This window comes from Nocardia sp. NBC_00403 (assembly GCF_036046055.1).
In the GTDB taxonomy this organism is placed as follows: domain Bacteria; phylum Actinomycetota; class Actinomycetes; order Mycobacteriales; family Mycobacteriaceae; genus Nocardia.
Map to the genome: position 1 here is coordinate 8,622,147 of NZ_CP107939.1, position 12,954 is coordinate 8,635,100.

Here is a 12,954-nt window from a genome sequence, read left to right on the forward strand (position 1 = left end):
CAATGGCGCACTGAAAATAGTAGCCGACCAGTAGCTTAACGGCCAGTGAGCAAGGGGACGCCCTTGTCCTGCACGAGCCGGGAACGCGGCCTGCGCACGGCCGGGAGGACCGCCCGCGAAAGGCCGAAGCCTCCAGAGCGATCGTCGGCTACCTCCACAGGTGGGCCCGAACGCCCGACTCGTGGGTGAGGGCGAGGAATGCATCGTCCTCGGTCCGGATCCCGGCCTGCCGGCGATCCAGCTCGCAGTACACCGTGGCACCGCGAACAGTCGGTCACACGCAGTATTGGCAGGTGCCGCTGGCGGGGAGCTCGATGAAGCACTGGGCGCACACCGCGGCGCGGGTCGGCTGCGGCTTGACCTCGGCTTGTCCCGCAGCGCGCGCCGAACGGTGGCTCGCCACCTTGGGAGTGAGCGGCGGGACGCCTTCACCGGCCGGCATCTCGGCCCCGTGGTGCAGGTAGCACTGCCAACGAGCGTAGGCGGCATGCAGCTCGAGATCGTCCGGAATCGGCAGTCCGGCGAGTTCCAGTACGTACTTATAGGTTTCGCCGACGGTTTGGTTCTGCCGTACACACAGCGCGGTGAGCGGCGGCTCGCCCGCCTTGTGGCAGCGCCGGGCGATCTTGCGCAGGATGGCATCCATCCAGGTGCGCGTCGGCGCCTCGGTGTACACACCGGACGCCTCCTGCACGCGCTCGGCCAACTCGGCGACAGTGATGAAATGCCCATACCCGGTGGCGATCTCGGACAATTCCGCGTGCGCGGCCAGCATCCACGCCATCGTCGCCTCGCGCAATGGCACGGCAGCACCATCGCCGGCCCGCCATGCTCCTGCCACCGTGGGTATCGAATTCCTCATCACCCGAATAAGTTATCGCGTCGGTACGAGCTGACGAAATAGCCTCGCGAGGCTGATCTGCACATGATTCGAATCATGAGAGCTATGCCACTTCCACCCGCTCGCCGCGAGCGGCATGCCACGACGACGGCCGTCACAGAATCGATGCCTGCCGTATCACCGAACCGCCGCGAATCGAGACCGGCGAACCGTTCGCTGCGGCCGGTGCGCCGGCATTCCGGAGCTGAACCCGTCCCCCCATCGCCGAAGCCGATCGGCGCGCTCTCGGCGGGAATCGAAACTGACTGCGAAAGGAGGATGTGGACGCCACTGCACCGGGCCAGTGGCCGGAAGCCGACTGGCCGGAGCTGAAGGTAGAGAATTACATGGCCAAGACGGCTGGTACCGAACTACACCGCAATAGAGACGTTCGGAATTGAGTTCTTAAAGACGCCCGCGTTGGCCGCACGCTCATCCCAACTCTCCTTGGCGCATCTTTCGTAGTAATGAGCGAAAGCCTCAGCGCCTTTCTCAGGCGATATTGCGGCGTTACTTCTGAATATCGCCCAGCTATCTTTTTCGGAGGTTACAGATTCATGCATCATGTAATCAACTTGCTTATGCCAGTCGAGCCATTGATCGCCCGCGAAAGCGTGCAGCCCGTCGTCTCTGCCCCCTTCCCACTGGATCAGGCCTATGGCACCTTCACCCTTATTTACAGCGCCGGTGTTGAAGCTGGATTCGGTCAGCATATTACCAAGAATGGCAACCGCTTCATTGTGCGTCAGGAAGTATGGCTTACCCCTGAGGTATTGATAGATTTCCTCTGCGGTCGCCTGCTGGCCGGCGTCTATCGGCTTGGGGGTCCCGGAACCGTTGTACGAGGCCGGACTAGCTGTGCCGGAGCCACCATAGCCACCAGAGCCGCCCCAGCCACCAGATGCCGGAATGCCCCTCCCACTATCGGAGGGAGCGGAGCCGCCGATACCGGCAGCATGTTGCTTGATCTTCTCCTGGGCATCCTCGACCTTGTCATGGGTCTTGTGGACAGCCCCGCCCACGGCCGACATGAGGTCTACCTCGGCCTTCGCCGTCAGATACTTCGGAGGGTTCGGATTGTCCTTTGTCGGGGGATCCTGAACCGGAGCAGGTGCATCGTTCAACGCTTTCTTGAGTGCCTCGACATAATCCTGGATGTCGGCGAACGCGCTCCCTGCGATTCCGGATGTCGCAAAGGCAGAGGTGTCTACGCCTTTATCGCTGACATGTATCGCGTCTTTGGCGGCGGTGACCGTCTTCCCCAACTCACCAAGATTCTTGACCATCACGCTGCCGTTATCCTCGTCGAGGTCGACGACCTTACCGTCGCCTTCCAATCGCTTCGAGAAATCGGGAACCGTGGTGTTCCCCGAACCGAGCACCTCCAGTGAGGCCTCGATCGCCCTCCCGCCCCAATCGATGAAGAACCGCAGCGCTTCCGACGACCCATCGGGATGCTTCAGGGGCATGACATCGTAACGCTCGCCGGTCATCGGGGGCTCCGCTTCTCGGGTACCGCCATCGCATCCTCTGCTCACTACAGGACTGTCAGGCCACCGTGTGGCCCCCTTCCTCAACTGCCCTCTTCAAGTATCAATCATCCCCCATGTTGGGAAAGCGGCGTGCGAAACTCAGGTTGGCGCCTACGCCGACCGCGTGAGGCGTGGGCCGCGGGCGTGCCACCACCGACGCCACACCGAGCACGTCTGAGCTGGTCGACGTCCTCCAACAGACAGTGGGCTTGATACGGGCGCATTTCGCTGCCGCCACAGCACAATTGGGCGCGACTCCGCTGCAAGCCAAGGCGCAGCGCCAACTGGCCGAACCAATCACGGTGAAAGACCTGTCGGCCCGCTTGGGCGCCGATGTCTCCAACACGGCCGCCACGGTCGATCGGCTCGAGTCACAGGGCCTGGTCCGCAAGGAACCCCACCCCACCGACCGGCGCGCCCGGATAGTGACCCTCACCGCAACGGCCACCGCATACTCGGCAAACTCGAACCAGTCCGCGTTCGGCAAAGTCCCCCCGCTCGAGACCTTCGACCCCCGACAACGGCACGAGCTGTACGCCTACCGAAGCGCGCAACCTCGACCTGACCGGCACCGACCAGACGGAAACGACCGCAGGATGTGGCACTCGGCAGCGTCTGGACTCGGTCGAGAGCGGCAACTTCGAGGGGCGATCGATCGGAGATATTCTGGTTTCAGTTTGCTTGTCCCGTCCAAGTGAGGAGGGTCGGCATGTCGGCGTATCCAGACCCGCAAGATCCCCGAGTCCAAGAGGACATTCGAGAAGCGGTGCAGCGGGCACGTGAGTCGGCACTGAACTCGTCCATGTCCGAACAGGACATCACCAATATGGCCGCCGGCTATCTGGGGGTGGCCGACGCGAGCGCCCCGGGCATCGAGCTCGACATCCAACGTGAAGTGCGTCGCCAGTCCGGCACCGACTGGACCGTCCAAGACCGACGCGGCCGCTACGAGGGGCCACCACCCATCACACCGGCGGAACACAGCCCCGGGATGAGCGCCCCGGACCCGGTCTTCGGCGTGCGGGTGGACCATTGGTGCACCGACGAAGAAATCCAGGGCATTCAGGGCTACGCCATCTACGACAACACCATGATGCAGAGCCGCTACGACCCCACCTGCTCGTCAGAGTTCTACGACGGTTACCTCACCGCGCTCGCGGGCCTGATGCAATCCGTGGCCCCCCACGACACACTCGACCGCTATCGTTCGGTCGTCGAAACAATCGACGGAACTTTCAAGACCTGGCCGGGCACCCAGGACAGATCCACCGGTGCCGCCCTCGCGTTGACAAACGCCTGGGAGTACGCCAATTCCGGCGCCTCGGTAATACAGATCCTCGCCCACCTACGCGGCGAGATAGCCTGCATCGCCGATTGTTTCCAAATAGCTCGCGCCGACGGCCTGTAATCCGCGCGGGAGCACGCCGCCGAGCCCACACGATGCTCGAGACCAGCAGTGGGTGCGGTGACATCCAAGATTTCCCATGAAATCCGCCAGACCAGCCTGCTCACCAGCACGATCCGACTGGCGACTGCGGACCTCGGTCAGCGGGTCGGGACTTTGCCCCCATAAAACACCTGAAACCAGCCACGCTGACCGCCGCAGTATCAGGAATCGAATGCGATGAAGACTGTTGCGACCATCAGTGCGACCGGCGCGAACGATGCCGTTACGGCGATTCCGAACCGGCGCGTACGTCTGTTGGTAGCCGCTGCGAGACAAACTCCCGACAGCGCCGCGAACACGACGATCCAGATCGTCCAATAGCCCGCTGTTCGAACGAGCCCATCGGGTCCGGTAATCCCGAGTGCTCGTTGCAACATACGGACGATCCTCGGAAAGCCATACAAACCCGTCAGCCATCCGACGACAAACCCGCCGATAATCTGAACGGCGCCGATCAATCCCGCCGCAAGCGACCGACCGCCTTTCACCGGTGTCGTCCGCGGCGGCTCGGCATCGCCTGCAAGGTCAGCACGCCGCTCTGATGAAGACTCGGCTGGAGTCGCCTCCGAGGTCATGAAAAACAACCCATCTGGTCGGGATCCGGTACGCTTCCTGCGAATGCTCGTTTCCGGTGCCGGATTCGATCATGTCGTAGTCGGCACTGTCACTCCAGTACAATTTCCAATGATCCGGAACTCCGGATTCGAACCGATCCAGTCCGGATTCGCGCTTGAACTCGGCAATATCGTCGTCTGGAATATCTACGACTGCCACCGATACCTGGTCTCCGAAGAGTACCTGATCGTCGTACTCCACCAGTTCGGAGCCGGGCGGAAACGTGAATTCCCCACACGAGGCGATTGACCGCAGGTCGGCGGCCTTGGTCGAGCAGCCGCAGGCAGCGGCCAGCACAACCCCGAGGAGTATCACCCGGAGCAGCCGGCGGTTCCCTGGCGTCACAGCGCCTGAGCCCGGGTCTCGACCGATGACGACTGTCCCCTGGTGACGAAACTCCGAGCCCATCCGGCCTCTTCGAGCTGCCGCATGTGGTTACCGATGTTGTTGGCGATATTCGCCTTCAAATTCCCGAACGGTATCCAGGTGTGGGTGTCGAAATTGTAGTAGTCCCAGACATAGGCTTTGTAACTTATTTCGGCGCGGAGGCCGTCGGCGGACTCACGGACGATGGTATCGCTGCCGACCGCAACCGAGAAGTGTCCGATAGAGAATGCGACGTCCGGATCATTGGTGGGCCCACCTGGATGCCAATTGGAGGTCAGCTCCCGCATCGTTCCCACCTGCGGGTCCCGCCGCGCCTGCTCGATGATCGAGTCCAGGCAGATCGAAATCGCGGTCTTCACGTTCTCGGTAGCGACCACCTTCAGGAAGTACTCGTTCTTCATCGGATACTCGGACGTCGGGCCGGGATTCGACAGATAGAAGGCGAACAGATCTCGTGAAAAATCGTATCCCGAGCTGTCGAAATACTCCATCGCGATGGCGGCATCGACCATCTTGTACGTCCTGGCCTCGGTCTTGTCCAAGATGCCAGAATTGGACCCGTAGGCTGCCACATTGAGCTTTTCCGGGTCAGCTGGCGGATGCAATGCTGTTCTCCCACCATACGTTGTCACCGAATCCGTACCGTACGACGCCCATATCCACAACCGCCTTTTCCGGAACCTCGAATTCACTAGCGTCGAACGACGGGATCTCCCGACCCGGCACGTAGTCCATCGCCTGGGAAATTCGTTCGACGATCGTCGTTATTGCGTCTTTCCTGGCATCCGCCGATTTCCTCAGCGCATCGACCGCAGCTGCGATCTCCGATTTCATGGACGCCCGGATGGGCTGTTCGACCAGCTGAGCCCAGTCCCCTAGCGGAAGCCTGAACCCGAGAAAGCTCATCGACTGGGCGAGCCCGCCGGCCAGTCCCATCGCCTGGTTGTAAACCAGCCGCTCGAGACATGCGCCAGCGTTCTCGACGATCTTCGCCACCACATCCAGGTCGGTGCCCCGCTCCGCCACCGATTGCCCGAGCGTGGACGCGCTCGTCCCGAATGCCTGCGATGCATCCCCGGACCAGCTGCTCTGCAACCATCTGGTGCCGGCGCCGACGTTCTCCGAGGCCACGTAATCGTTGATGCCGAGCAGGCCGATCCGCTTGCCGACGGCTTGCAACGCCTCCCAGTCCGCTACCAGCGGGGTGAGGTAGTCCGCGGCCGGCTTCATCCCGATCGCCGCGCTCAACGCCTCGTCGTACCCGGAAATGTGTTCGATTGCGGTCGTCACCACCTGACGGACCGTGTATTGCTCCTCCTGTACGTCTGAGAGAGTCGGCAGCTGTAGTCCACTGAATCGTTTGACACCGTCGCCAGAACGACCTGAGACACCGGTGTCACCGAAGGCGTTCACCGAGGCCACCGACAGAGCATTCGCGGAGGTGTCGTCGGTTGTTCGGTACTTCGTCGCCGCTGTGGCGAGGTTCTCGCCCAGCGTGCCGACGGTCGCCAGATCTGTTTGTTGTGCTGCGGATATCGCGTTCCGGAACTTCTCGAAGGATGGCGCCAGCGTGGCGATGAGTCCTGCCGCCCCGGTGGGGAGCGCCACGGCAGGCAGCAGGCGTGCGGTGTTCGACGCGAGAGTTGTGCCGAGATCCCGCAGGTCCAGCTCGAATCCCGCCAGGTTGGCCACATCGACCATGAAATCGGTCATGCCGACTCCGCAGCATCCCAGTCGGTTCGGGCGATGGGCCGACGACTGACTGGACTACGCCGGCCAACACCACAGCGCGGTTGAATCATGTGCCCCCACTTTCATTCTGACAGCGACCCTACCCCCGAGGCGGGCCCGCCACCAGCCTGGCCCGATCACGCCGGGCGAGCCGGTCTCGGCCCCAAATCAGCGAAAGGCGTTCTGAGCTAGCATGATTCGACTTCATCCGAATTTCGCCGAGGTGTTCGGGTCGGTCATGTCGAACCCGACGGCACCCCGGCTGATCGCCACAATCACTTACCCGACCGGCAACCCGGGTGGCACAAGGCCGGGCACAAGCGCGCACAACGCGCCAGCGACAAGCCGCACGGGCCGGTCTCCCAAACGCAGTCCCGGTGAAGCGAATCCTTGCCACGGGAAAGTAACGTCGCTCGTTCGGCGTGTCGGTGTTGGGGTACCACCCAACGCAACCATCCGGGATCTATTGCACCACAGTAGATTTGAACCCTTAGCCATTGCCGCTACTTCCTGCGTCGTGACATGCTTCCCATCGTGGAGGACGCTTGCTGGGCCTGTGTGGTTCTGGGCAGAGCAATTGCCCGGAGTGCGGGGATCCGGACGAGCAGAATGTTCCCGCTGCGGCGGATTCGGGGGCAGGAGGTGTAGAGAGCGCCTCGGCTCCGGAGTCGACCCGTATGACGATCGGAGGCGCTGTCATACATGTGGTGGAGCACGCAACGAGGACTGCGCAACGTGCCATGGCTCCAGTGTGGAACCCTGCCTGCAATGCCTCGGCGTCAGCGACTGCACAAGCTGCGGAGGCAGTGACTGGATGTGATCGGAAACCGCTGAAAAGACGAAGGCTCGGTCCGCACGGACCGAGCCTTCTCAGTGGAGCTAAGGGGAATCGAACCCCTGACCTTCTCGATGCGAACGAGACGCGCTACCAACTGCGCTATAGCCCCGTGCGGCTCCGGGGAACCGCGCTGTGACACTGTATCAGTAGCGGGGCTCAGACTCCGAATCGGCCCGTTGACCTGCACGTATGCGATTAGGCGCCGGACGCCCTTCGCATGTCGCCGGTGCGGTTGCGGACGGCGCGGGCGATGGCGGCGTCGAAGGTTTCCAGGTGTTCGAACATGGGGTCTTCGTCGTCGGTCTCGAGCCGGGCGGAGCGGCGGCGCAGGGCGCGGGCGGTGTCGCGGTCCATGGCCTGCTGCCTGGCCTGCTTCTCGGTGTGGTGCGGGACGTGCTCGGCCTGCTCGCGGCCGCGGCCGAGGCGCGCGGCCCTGCGGCGGCGGATCTCCTCTTCCATGCGGACCTGCTTACGCAGGTACGCCAGGTAGGTCACCAGCACGACTGCCGACAAGCCGCAGGCCCACCAGAACAGCGATGCCACCGCGATGCCGAGGCCGCCGAACATGACGGCGCTCAGGAGGAGCCCGAGCACGGCGCGCTGACGGAAGGTGTAGCGGGCCGCGCGGGCGATCGCGTCGGCCTCTGGATCGAAGCCGCCGCGGCCGCGCCGGGTGGGGACGAAATCCGGGTCGGCCGAATCGGATTCGGTGTCGTCGTCGGTGTCGAGGTACTGTGCGGGCGCGGCCGAGCGCGCCGGGGGGATCCGGGCCGCCGGATCGGTGCGCTCATCGGCCACGAGGTCATCATCGACCGCCGCACCGGCGTTCGCAGCGATTCCGGCCGCGGCGATGTCGATACTGCCCGATTCGGTATGGAATTCACCGTCGACGCCATCGGATTCCGGCTCGGCATCATCGAATTCGGCCTCCGCAGCGCCGAGTTCGTTCGCACGATCGTCGAGCTCGTCATCGAGCTCATCGATGTCGGCCTCGGCCTCGGCCTCGGCGATAGCGATATCGGAATCGGATGCAGCAGATCGGGATTCACGAGGGGTGCCGCCCTCGAGCTCCAGTGTTTCGCTTCGTAGAGACTGTTCGTCGTCGATATCGGTGACGGGCTCGTCGGCCGGTGTTGTCATCCGGTCCTCCGCATCATCACTATGGGGATGCTTTCTCTGCACGCGGGTCGGCCGATAATCGGGATCACTGTCGTGCCCTGCGGCCGGTCCACTTTTCGGGCGCCGCTTGGAATCTCCGCGGTGCAATACACGGGTCGCCAGCGCCGCGTCGGTCGTCTGCCGGATTCTCGGGTGCCGGTCGGCGAGTATCGGAAACAGGACGAAGACCCAGAGAATGACGAGGCCGATCCACAGAATTGAATTCGGCATATCGCCTCAGCACCTCCGTCCCCGCCTGGGTTGTCCGTTCGGCCTTCGACCGGTTGCTCCGCTCCCCATCGCGGTGCGTTCGCTCGCCGCAAAACGCACTCGGACTCCACGGAAGTCCGGTCGCCGCCAAGCGTTTCGGCGAGTTCGCCGGACGCCTCGCAGGCTCCCTGCCGATGACGCAAGACGCACCACCGACGTCCGTAGGTTAATTCCGTGGCGCGGCGAGATCCGTCAGGCGCGCCGTGCACATCTGCCACACCTGTCACACAAATCGGCAAAAACCACGCTCAAAGCAAGGTTGCGCGGCCGTCGCGGACCAGGCGGTCGACCACTGTTCCGGCCACCTCCTCGACGGTGATACCGACGAGCAGGTGATCGCGCCAAGCTCCATCTACGTCCAGATACCGCTCGAGCAGACCTTCCTGGCGGAATCCGACATTGCGCAGCACGGCCTGGCTCGCCAGGTTCTCCGGGCGGACGGTCGCTTCGACGCGGTGCAGTCCGGCGGGTCCGAAGCAATGGTCGAGGCCGAGGGCGAGGGCGGCGGTTGCGACGCCCTGGCCGCCGAGGTCCTTGGCCACCCAGTAGCCGATCCAAGCCGAGCGCAGTGCGCCGCGCACGATATTGCCGATGGTCAGCTGGCCGCTGAAGGTGCCGTCCACCTCGATGACCAACGGAATCATCGCGCCCCGACGGGCTTCCGCCTTCAGGCTCGACCACAGCGACGGCCAGTTCGACGCATGGTTGCGCGCCTCCCACGCGCCCCGACCGGTCGGCTCCCACGGCTCCAGGTGCGCCCGATCGCGCAGCCGGATCCGGCTCCACGCTGCGGCGTCGCGCAGTCGCACCGGCCGCAACGTCACCTGACCCGCCGCGACGCGCAGCGGTCCGAGATGCGCGGGCCATCCGGGATGCTGCGTGACCCGGAACACGTTCATCGACTCCACGCCTCAGCCGCGCTGTGCGAGAAAAGCGACTCGGACCTCGTCACCGGTGCGGATCTCGGTGTCGTCCGGATCGATCACGATCAGGCTGTTGGCCTCGGCCAGCGTCGCGAGCAGATGCGAGGAGGAGCCCGCGCCGCCGCCGAGCGGTTGGACGAGGTAGTCGCCCGTGGTCTCGTCGCGCATGAGTTGCGCGCGCAGATAGCCTTTGCGTCCGGCCATCGAGGAGATCGGGGTGATGGTCCTGGCCCGGATGATCCGGCGCATCGGATGCCTGCGCCCAAGCGCGATCCGGATCAAGGGACGCACCATCACCTCGAAAACCACTAGTGCGCCAACGGGATTCGAGGGCAGTAGGAAGGTGGGCACCTCGTCACGGCCGAGCCGCCCGAAGCCCTGGACCGAACCGGGGTGCATGGCGACCCGCGCGATCTCCAACTCACCGAGACCTTCGAGCGCTTCCCTGACCTGTTCGGACGCCCAGCCGCCGATGGCCCCGGCGATCACCACGACCTCGGAACGAACAAGCTGACCTTCGACCACATCGCGTAGTCGCCGCGGATCTGCGCTCACGATGCCGACCCGATTGACATCGGCGCCCGCGTCACGGGCAGCGGCGGCCAATGCGTAGGAGTTCACGTCGTAGACCTGGCCGGGGCCGGGCGTGCGATCGATGTCGATCAGCTCGCCGCCGACGGAGATCACCGAGAGCCGGGGCCGCGGATGCACGAGCACCTTGTCCTGGCCGACGGCCGCGAGCAGTCCGACCTGCGCCGCACCGATGATGGTTCCCGCGCGCACCGCGACGTCGCCCGGCTGCACATCGTCGCCGATGCGCCGCACGTAGTCGCCGGAACGCACCGGCTCGTACACCTTGATCCTGGCCCGGCCACCATCGGTGAAGTCCAGCGGCAGAACGGCATCCGCCAAAGTCGGCAGCGGCGCACCGGTATCGACCCGAACGGTCTGGCGCGGTTGCAGCCTGCTCGGCTGCTTGGAACCGGCGACCACCTCGCCGACTACCGGCAAGGTGAGATCGACCAACTCGCCATCTTCATTGCGGATATCCGAACCGGCGGCGGCCACATCGACACTGCGCACCGCGTAGCCGTCGATGGCGGCCTGATCGAAGCCGGGCAACGGCCGCTCGGTGACGACGTCCTCGGCACACAGCAGGCCCTGGGCCTCGGAAATCGCGACCCGGACCGGCCGGGGCGCGACCGCCGCGGCGGTCACCTTGATCTGCTGATCCTCAACCGAGCGCATCCAGCCCTTCCTGATCTCTTCGCACCCAACCCGGATTCCGCATCAGCGCAACTCGGTTCGGTGCGCCCGACCGTGTCCGATCGGCGGCGTTCCCGGGGCCCTTCGTGGTCACGCAAGCTGCTGCCTCAGTGCCCGTCGCGCACGCCGCAATGAACCATCATTCGTACCCGACAGTCCACTATCGGCGAAACCCGACGCCCACCCGCGTTAGTCGTACGTTGTCAGCTGCGGATCCCAATCCGAACTCAGCCGATGCTGCAGCCACTCCCGCAAGGCGGGGCCGTATTCCTCTCGTTCCAAAGCGAAATCGACCGCAGCACGAAGATAACCGCCCGGGTTGCCCAAATCGTGGCGCGACCCACGGTGGACCACCACATGGACCGGATGGCCCTCCTCGATGAGCAGCGCGATCGCGTCGGTGAGTTGCAATTCTCCACCCGCGCCCGGCGTGATCCGGCGCAGCGCGTCGAAAATGGCGCGGTCCAACAGATATCGGCCCGCGGCCGCGAAGGTGGAGGGCGCGTCGGCGAGAGCAGGCTTTTCCACCATGCCGTTGACACGCAGCACATTCGGGTTAACCGCATCGGGCACCGGGGCGACATCGAAGACGCCGTAGGCGCTGACCTCGTCTTTGGGCACATCGATGGCGCAGAGCACAGTGCCGCCACGCTTGCGGCGCACCCGGCTCATCACGTCGAGCACACCGCACGGCAGCACCAGGTCGTCGGGCAGCAGCACGGCGATGGCGTCCTCGTCGTCATCGAGGACGCGCTCGGCCTGCGCGACCGCGTGACCGAGACCGAGCGGTTCCTCCTGCACGACCGAAGTGACATCGAGCAGACCCGGCGCCTTGCGCACCTTCTCCAACAGGTGGAACTTGCCGCGCTCTGCCAGCGTGCTCTCGAGCAACAGGTCCTCGACGAAGTGCGCGACAACGCCGTCTTTACCCGGTGAGGTGACGATCACCAACCGGTCCGCGCCGGAGTCGGCGGCCTCTGCCGCCACCAACTCGATGCCGGGGGTGTCGACGACCGGCAGCAATTCCTTGGGCACCGTCTTGGTCGCAGGCAGGAACCGCGTCCCCAGGCCGGCCGCGGGTACCACGGCCGTACGGAAACACGACACCACCGCGTCATTCGCGGGCCGTTCGGCCGTCTTATCCGGCACTGCTGTCATACGCCTACCCTATCCATCCGTCACAGCATCCCAACGCCCGTCGGGCACAGCACCGGAATCGGCCGTCGGGCCGATCCGGGTCCCGGTGAGCTTAAGGTGATCACTGTGGAGATGCCCGGTCAGCGTGACAAACATGCGTGGCGCACCGAAATCAGCGCTCGACGGGCCGCGATGACGATCGCTGACCAGCAGGCAGAGGCACGTGCGCTGGCCGAGACCGCTGCGGGGCTCGAGCTGCCCGACTGGGTGTGCGCCTATGTGCCGGTGCGCGGGGAACCCGGTTCGACGGCGCTGCTGGATGCCATACGCGCCGCGGGAGCCAAGGTGCTGCTGCCGGTCACCGGCCCCCTCGGGCCGCTGAGCTGGGCCGAATACACCGGCGTCGAGGGCCTGCGACCCGCGCGGTTCGGACTGCTCGAGCCGTCCGGAGAGGTACTGCCCACTGCCGCGGTCGGCACGGCCGGACTGATCCTGGTGCCCGCGCTCGCGGTCGACCGTCGCGGTGTCCGACTCGGGCGGGGCGCGGGCTACTACGACCGCACGCTGGCCGCTGCCGATCCGGCCGCGCGCCTGGTCGCGGTGATCCGTGACGACGAGCTCGTCGACCGGCTCCCCGAGGAACCGCACGATCTGCGCATGGGCTGGGCGCTCACACCGCAGGGCGGCCTGCAACAACTCGGTGTGGAACAGGGCACGGAATGAAACGTCGATTAGCGGCGTTGGCAGTGTCGGCTGTAGAGTGCCAGATT

At 64.7% G+C, this 12,954-nt stretch carries 13 protein-coding genes and 1 tRNA gene; 4 read left to right on the forward strand and 10 right to left on the reverse strand.

Annotated features, from left to right (window positions below; translation table 11 throughout):
- Positions 1 to 274: 274 nt before the first annotated feature.
- Both OHQ90_RS38820 and OHQ90_RS38825 read right to left on the reverse strand, forming a co-directional pair.
- On the reverse strand, positions 275 to 841 hold the full coding sequence (locus OHQ90_RS38820; RefSeq protein ID WP_328406273.1) for a hypothetical protein: 567 nt from the start codon (positions 839 to 841) through the stop codon (positions 275 to 277).
- A 410-nt stretch (positions 842 to 1,251) separates the two neighbouring features.
- Positions 1,252 to 2,373, reverse strand: a complete 1,122-nt coding sequence (locus tag OHQ90_RS38825; RefSeq protein WP_328406275.1) for a phage tail tip lysozyme — start codon at positions 2,371 to 2,373, stop codon at positions 1,252 to 1,254.
- A gap of 341 nt (positions 2,374 to 2,714) precedes the next feature.
- Here OHQ90_RS38825 and OHQ90_RS39695 point away from each other — a divergent pair, with 341 nt between their 5' ends.
- The gene (locus OHQ90_RS39695; RefSeq protein WP_442941529.1) at positions 2,715 to 3,110 is read left to right on the forward strand and encodes a MarR family winged helix-turn-helix transcriptional regulator; all 396 of its coding nucleotides are present in this window, start codon (positions 2,715 to 2,717) and stop codon (positions 3,108 to 3,110) included.
- Between the two features lie 11 nt (positions 3,111 to 3,121).
- The gene (locus OHQ90_RS38830) at positions 3,122 to 3,820 is read left to right on the forward strand and encodes a hypothetical protein (RefSeq protein ID WP_328406277.1); all 699 of its coding nucleotides are present in this window, start codon (positions 3,122 to 3,124) and stop codon (positions 3,818 to 3,820) included.
- Positions 3,821 to 4,020: 200 nt separating this feature from the next.
- Here the strand turns inward: OHQ90_RS38830 and OHQ90_RS38835 are convergent, their stop codons facing one another.
- Complete coding sequence (locus OHQ90_RS38835) at positions 4,021 to 4,434, reverse strand: hypothetical protein (protein WP_328406279.1); 414 nt, start codon at positions 4,432 to 4,434, stop codon at positions 4,021 to 4,023.
- 109 nt (positions 4,435 to 4,543) lie between these two features.
- Here OHQ90_RS38835 and OHQ90_RS38840 point away from each other — a divergent pair, with 109 nt between their 5' ends.
- Positions 4,544 to 4,723 carry a hypothetical protein gene (locus tag OHQ90_RS38840; RefSeq protein ID WP_328406281.1) on the forward strand — a complete coding sequence of 60 codons (180 nt, stop codon included), beginning with the start codon at positions 4,544 to 4,546 and terminating at the stop codon, positions 4,721 to 4,723.
- Between the two features lie 92 nt (positions 4,724 to 4,815).
- On the opposite strand, the gene OHQ90_RS38845 is transcribed toward OHQ90_RS38840, so the two are convergent.
- The 7 genes from OHQ90_RS38845 to OHQ90_RS38875 all read right to left on the reverse strand — a co-directional run bounded on the left by OHQ90_RS38845 (position 4,816) and on the right by OHQ90_RS38875 (position 12,205).
- Positions 4,816 to 5,403 (reverse strand): hypothetical protein, encoded by a 588-nt coding sequence (locus OHQ90_RS38845; protein WP_328406283.1) that lies wholly within the window; start codon positions 5,401 to 5,403, stop codon positions 4,816 to 4,818.
- A 46-nt stretch (positions 5,404 to 5,449) separates the two neighbouring features.
- On the reverse strand, positions 5,450 to 6,574 hold the full coding sequence (locus tag OHQ90_RS38850; protein WP_328406285.1) for a hypothetical protein: 1,125 nt from the start codon (positions 6,572 to 6,574) through the stop codon (positions 5,450 to 5,452).
- Between the two features lie 892 nt (positions 6,575 to 7,466).
- Positions 7,467 to 7,539: transfer RNA gene (locus tag OHQ90_RS38855), tRNA-Ala, on the reverse strand.
- A gap of 86 nt (positions 7,540 to 7,625) precedes the next feature.
- The gene (gene sepX, locus OHQ90_RS38860; protein WP_328406287.1) at positions 7,626 to 8,819 is read right to left on the reverse strand and encodes a divisome protein SepX/GlpR; all 1,194 of its coding nucleotides are present in this window, start codon (positions 8,817 to 8,819) and stop codon (positions 7,626 to 7,628) included.
- Between the two features lie 287 nt (positions 8,820 to 9,106).
- On the reverse strand, positions 9,107 to 9,757 hold the full coding sequence (locus OHQ90_RS38865; protein ID WP_328406289.1) for a GNAT family N-acetyltransferase: 651 nt from the start codon (positions 9,755 to 9,757) through the stop codon (positions 9,107 to 9,109).
- A 12-nt stretch (positions 9,758 to 9,769) separates the two neighbouring features.
- The gene (glp, locus tag OHQ90_RS38870) at positions 9,770 to 11,029 is read right to left on the reverse strand and encodes a molybdotransferase-like divisome protein Glp (RefSeq protein ID WP_328406291.1); all 1,260 of its coding nucleotides are present in this window, start codon (positions 11,027 to 11,029) and stop codon (positions 9,770 to 9,772) included.
- A 207-nt stretch (positions 11,030 to 11,236) separates the two neighbouring features.
- The gene (locus OHQ90_RS38875) at positions 11,237 to 12,205 is read right to left on the reverse strand and encodes a UTP--glucose-1-phosphate uridylyltransferase (RefSeq protein ID WP_328406293.1); all 969 of its coding nucleotides are present in this window, start codon (positions 12,203 to 12,205) and stop codon (positions 11,237 to 11,239) included.
- Positions 12,206 to 12,316: 111 nt separating this feature from the next.
- Between OHQ90_RS38875 and OHQ90_RS38880 the strand changes: the two genes are divergently transcribed.
- Positions 12,317 to 12,907, forward strand: coding sequence for a 5-formyltetrahydrofolate cyclo-ligase (locus OHQ90_RS38880; protein WP_328413428.1), 591 nt, complete (start codon positions 12,317 to 12,319; stop codon positions 12,905 to 12,907).
- The last annotated feature ends 47 nt before the right edge of the window (positions 12,908 to 12,954 follow it).

What these genes read in the sequence shown, in the direction of transcription:
- sepX (WP_328406287.1), bottom strand. Translation starts at nt 8,819, where the DNA reads ATGCCGAATTCAATTCTGTGGATCGGCCTCGTCATTCTCTGGGTCTTC.
- OHQ90_RS38830 (WP_328406277.1), top strand. Translation starts at nt 3,122, where the DNA reads ATGTCGGCGTATCCAGACCCGCAAGATCCCCGAGTCCAAGAGGACATT.
- OHQ90_RS38835 (WP_328406279.1), bottom strand. Translation starts at nt 4,434, where the DNA reads ATGACCTCGGAGGCGACTCCAGCCGAGTCTTCATCAGAGCGGCGTGCT.
- OHQ90_RS38850 (WP_328406285.1), bottom strand. Translation starts at nt 6,574, where the DNA reads ATGACCGATTTCATGGTCGATGTGGCCAACCTGGCGGGATTCGAGCTG.
- OHQ90_RS38880 (WP_328413428.1), top strand. Translation starts at nt 12,317, where the DNA reads ATGCCCGGTCAGCGTGACAAACATGCGTGGCGCACCGAAATCAGCGCT.
- glp (WP_328406291.1), bottom strand. Translation starts at nt 11,029, where the DNA reads ATGCGCTCGGTTGAGGATCAGCAGATCAAGGTGACCGCCGCGGCGGTC.
- OHQ90_RS38840 (WP_328406281.1), top strand. Translation starts at nt 4,544, where the DNA reads ATGATCCGGAACTCCGGATTCGAACCGATCCAGTCCGGATTCGCGCTT.
- OHQ90_RS38865 (WP_328406289.1), bottom strand. Translation starts at nt 9,757, where the DNA reads ATGAACGTGTTCCGGGTCACGCAGCATCCCGGATGGCCCGCGCATCTC.
- OHQ90_RS38825 (WP_328406275.1), bottom strand. Translation starts at nt 2,373, where the DNA reads ATGACCGGCGAGCGTTACGATGTCATGCCCCTGAAGCATCCCGATGGG.
- OHQ90_RS38875 (WP_328406293.1), bottom strand. Translation starts at nt 12,205, where the DNA reads ATGACAGCAGTGCCGGATAAGACGGCCGAACGGCCCGCGAATGACGCG.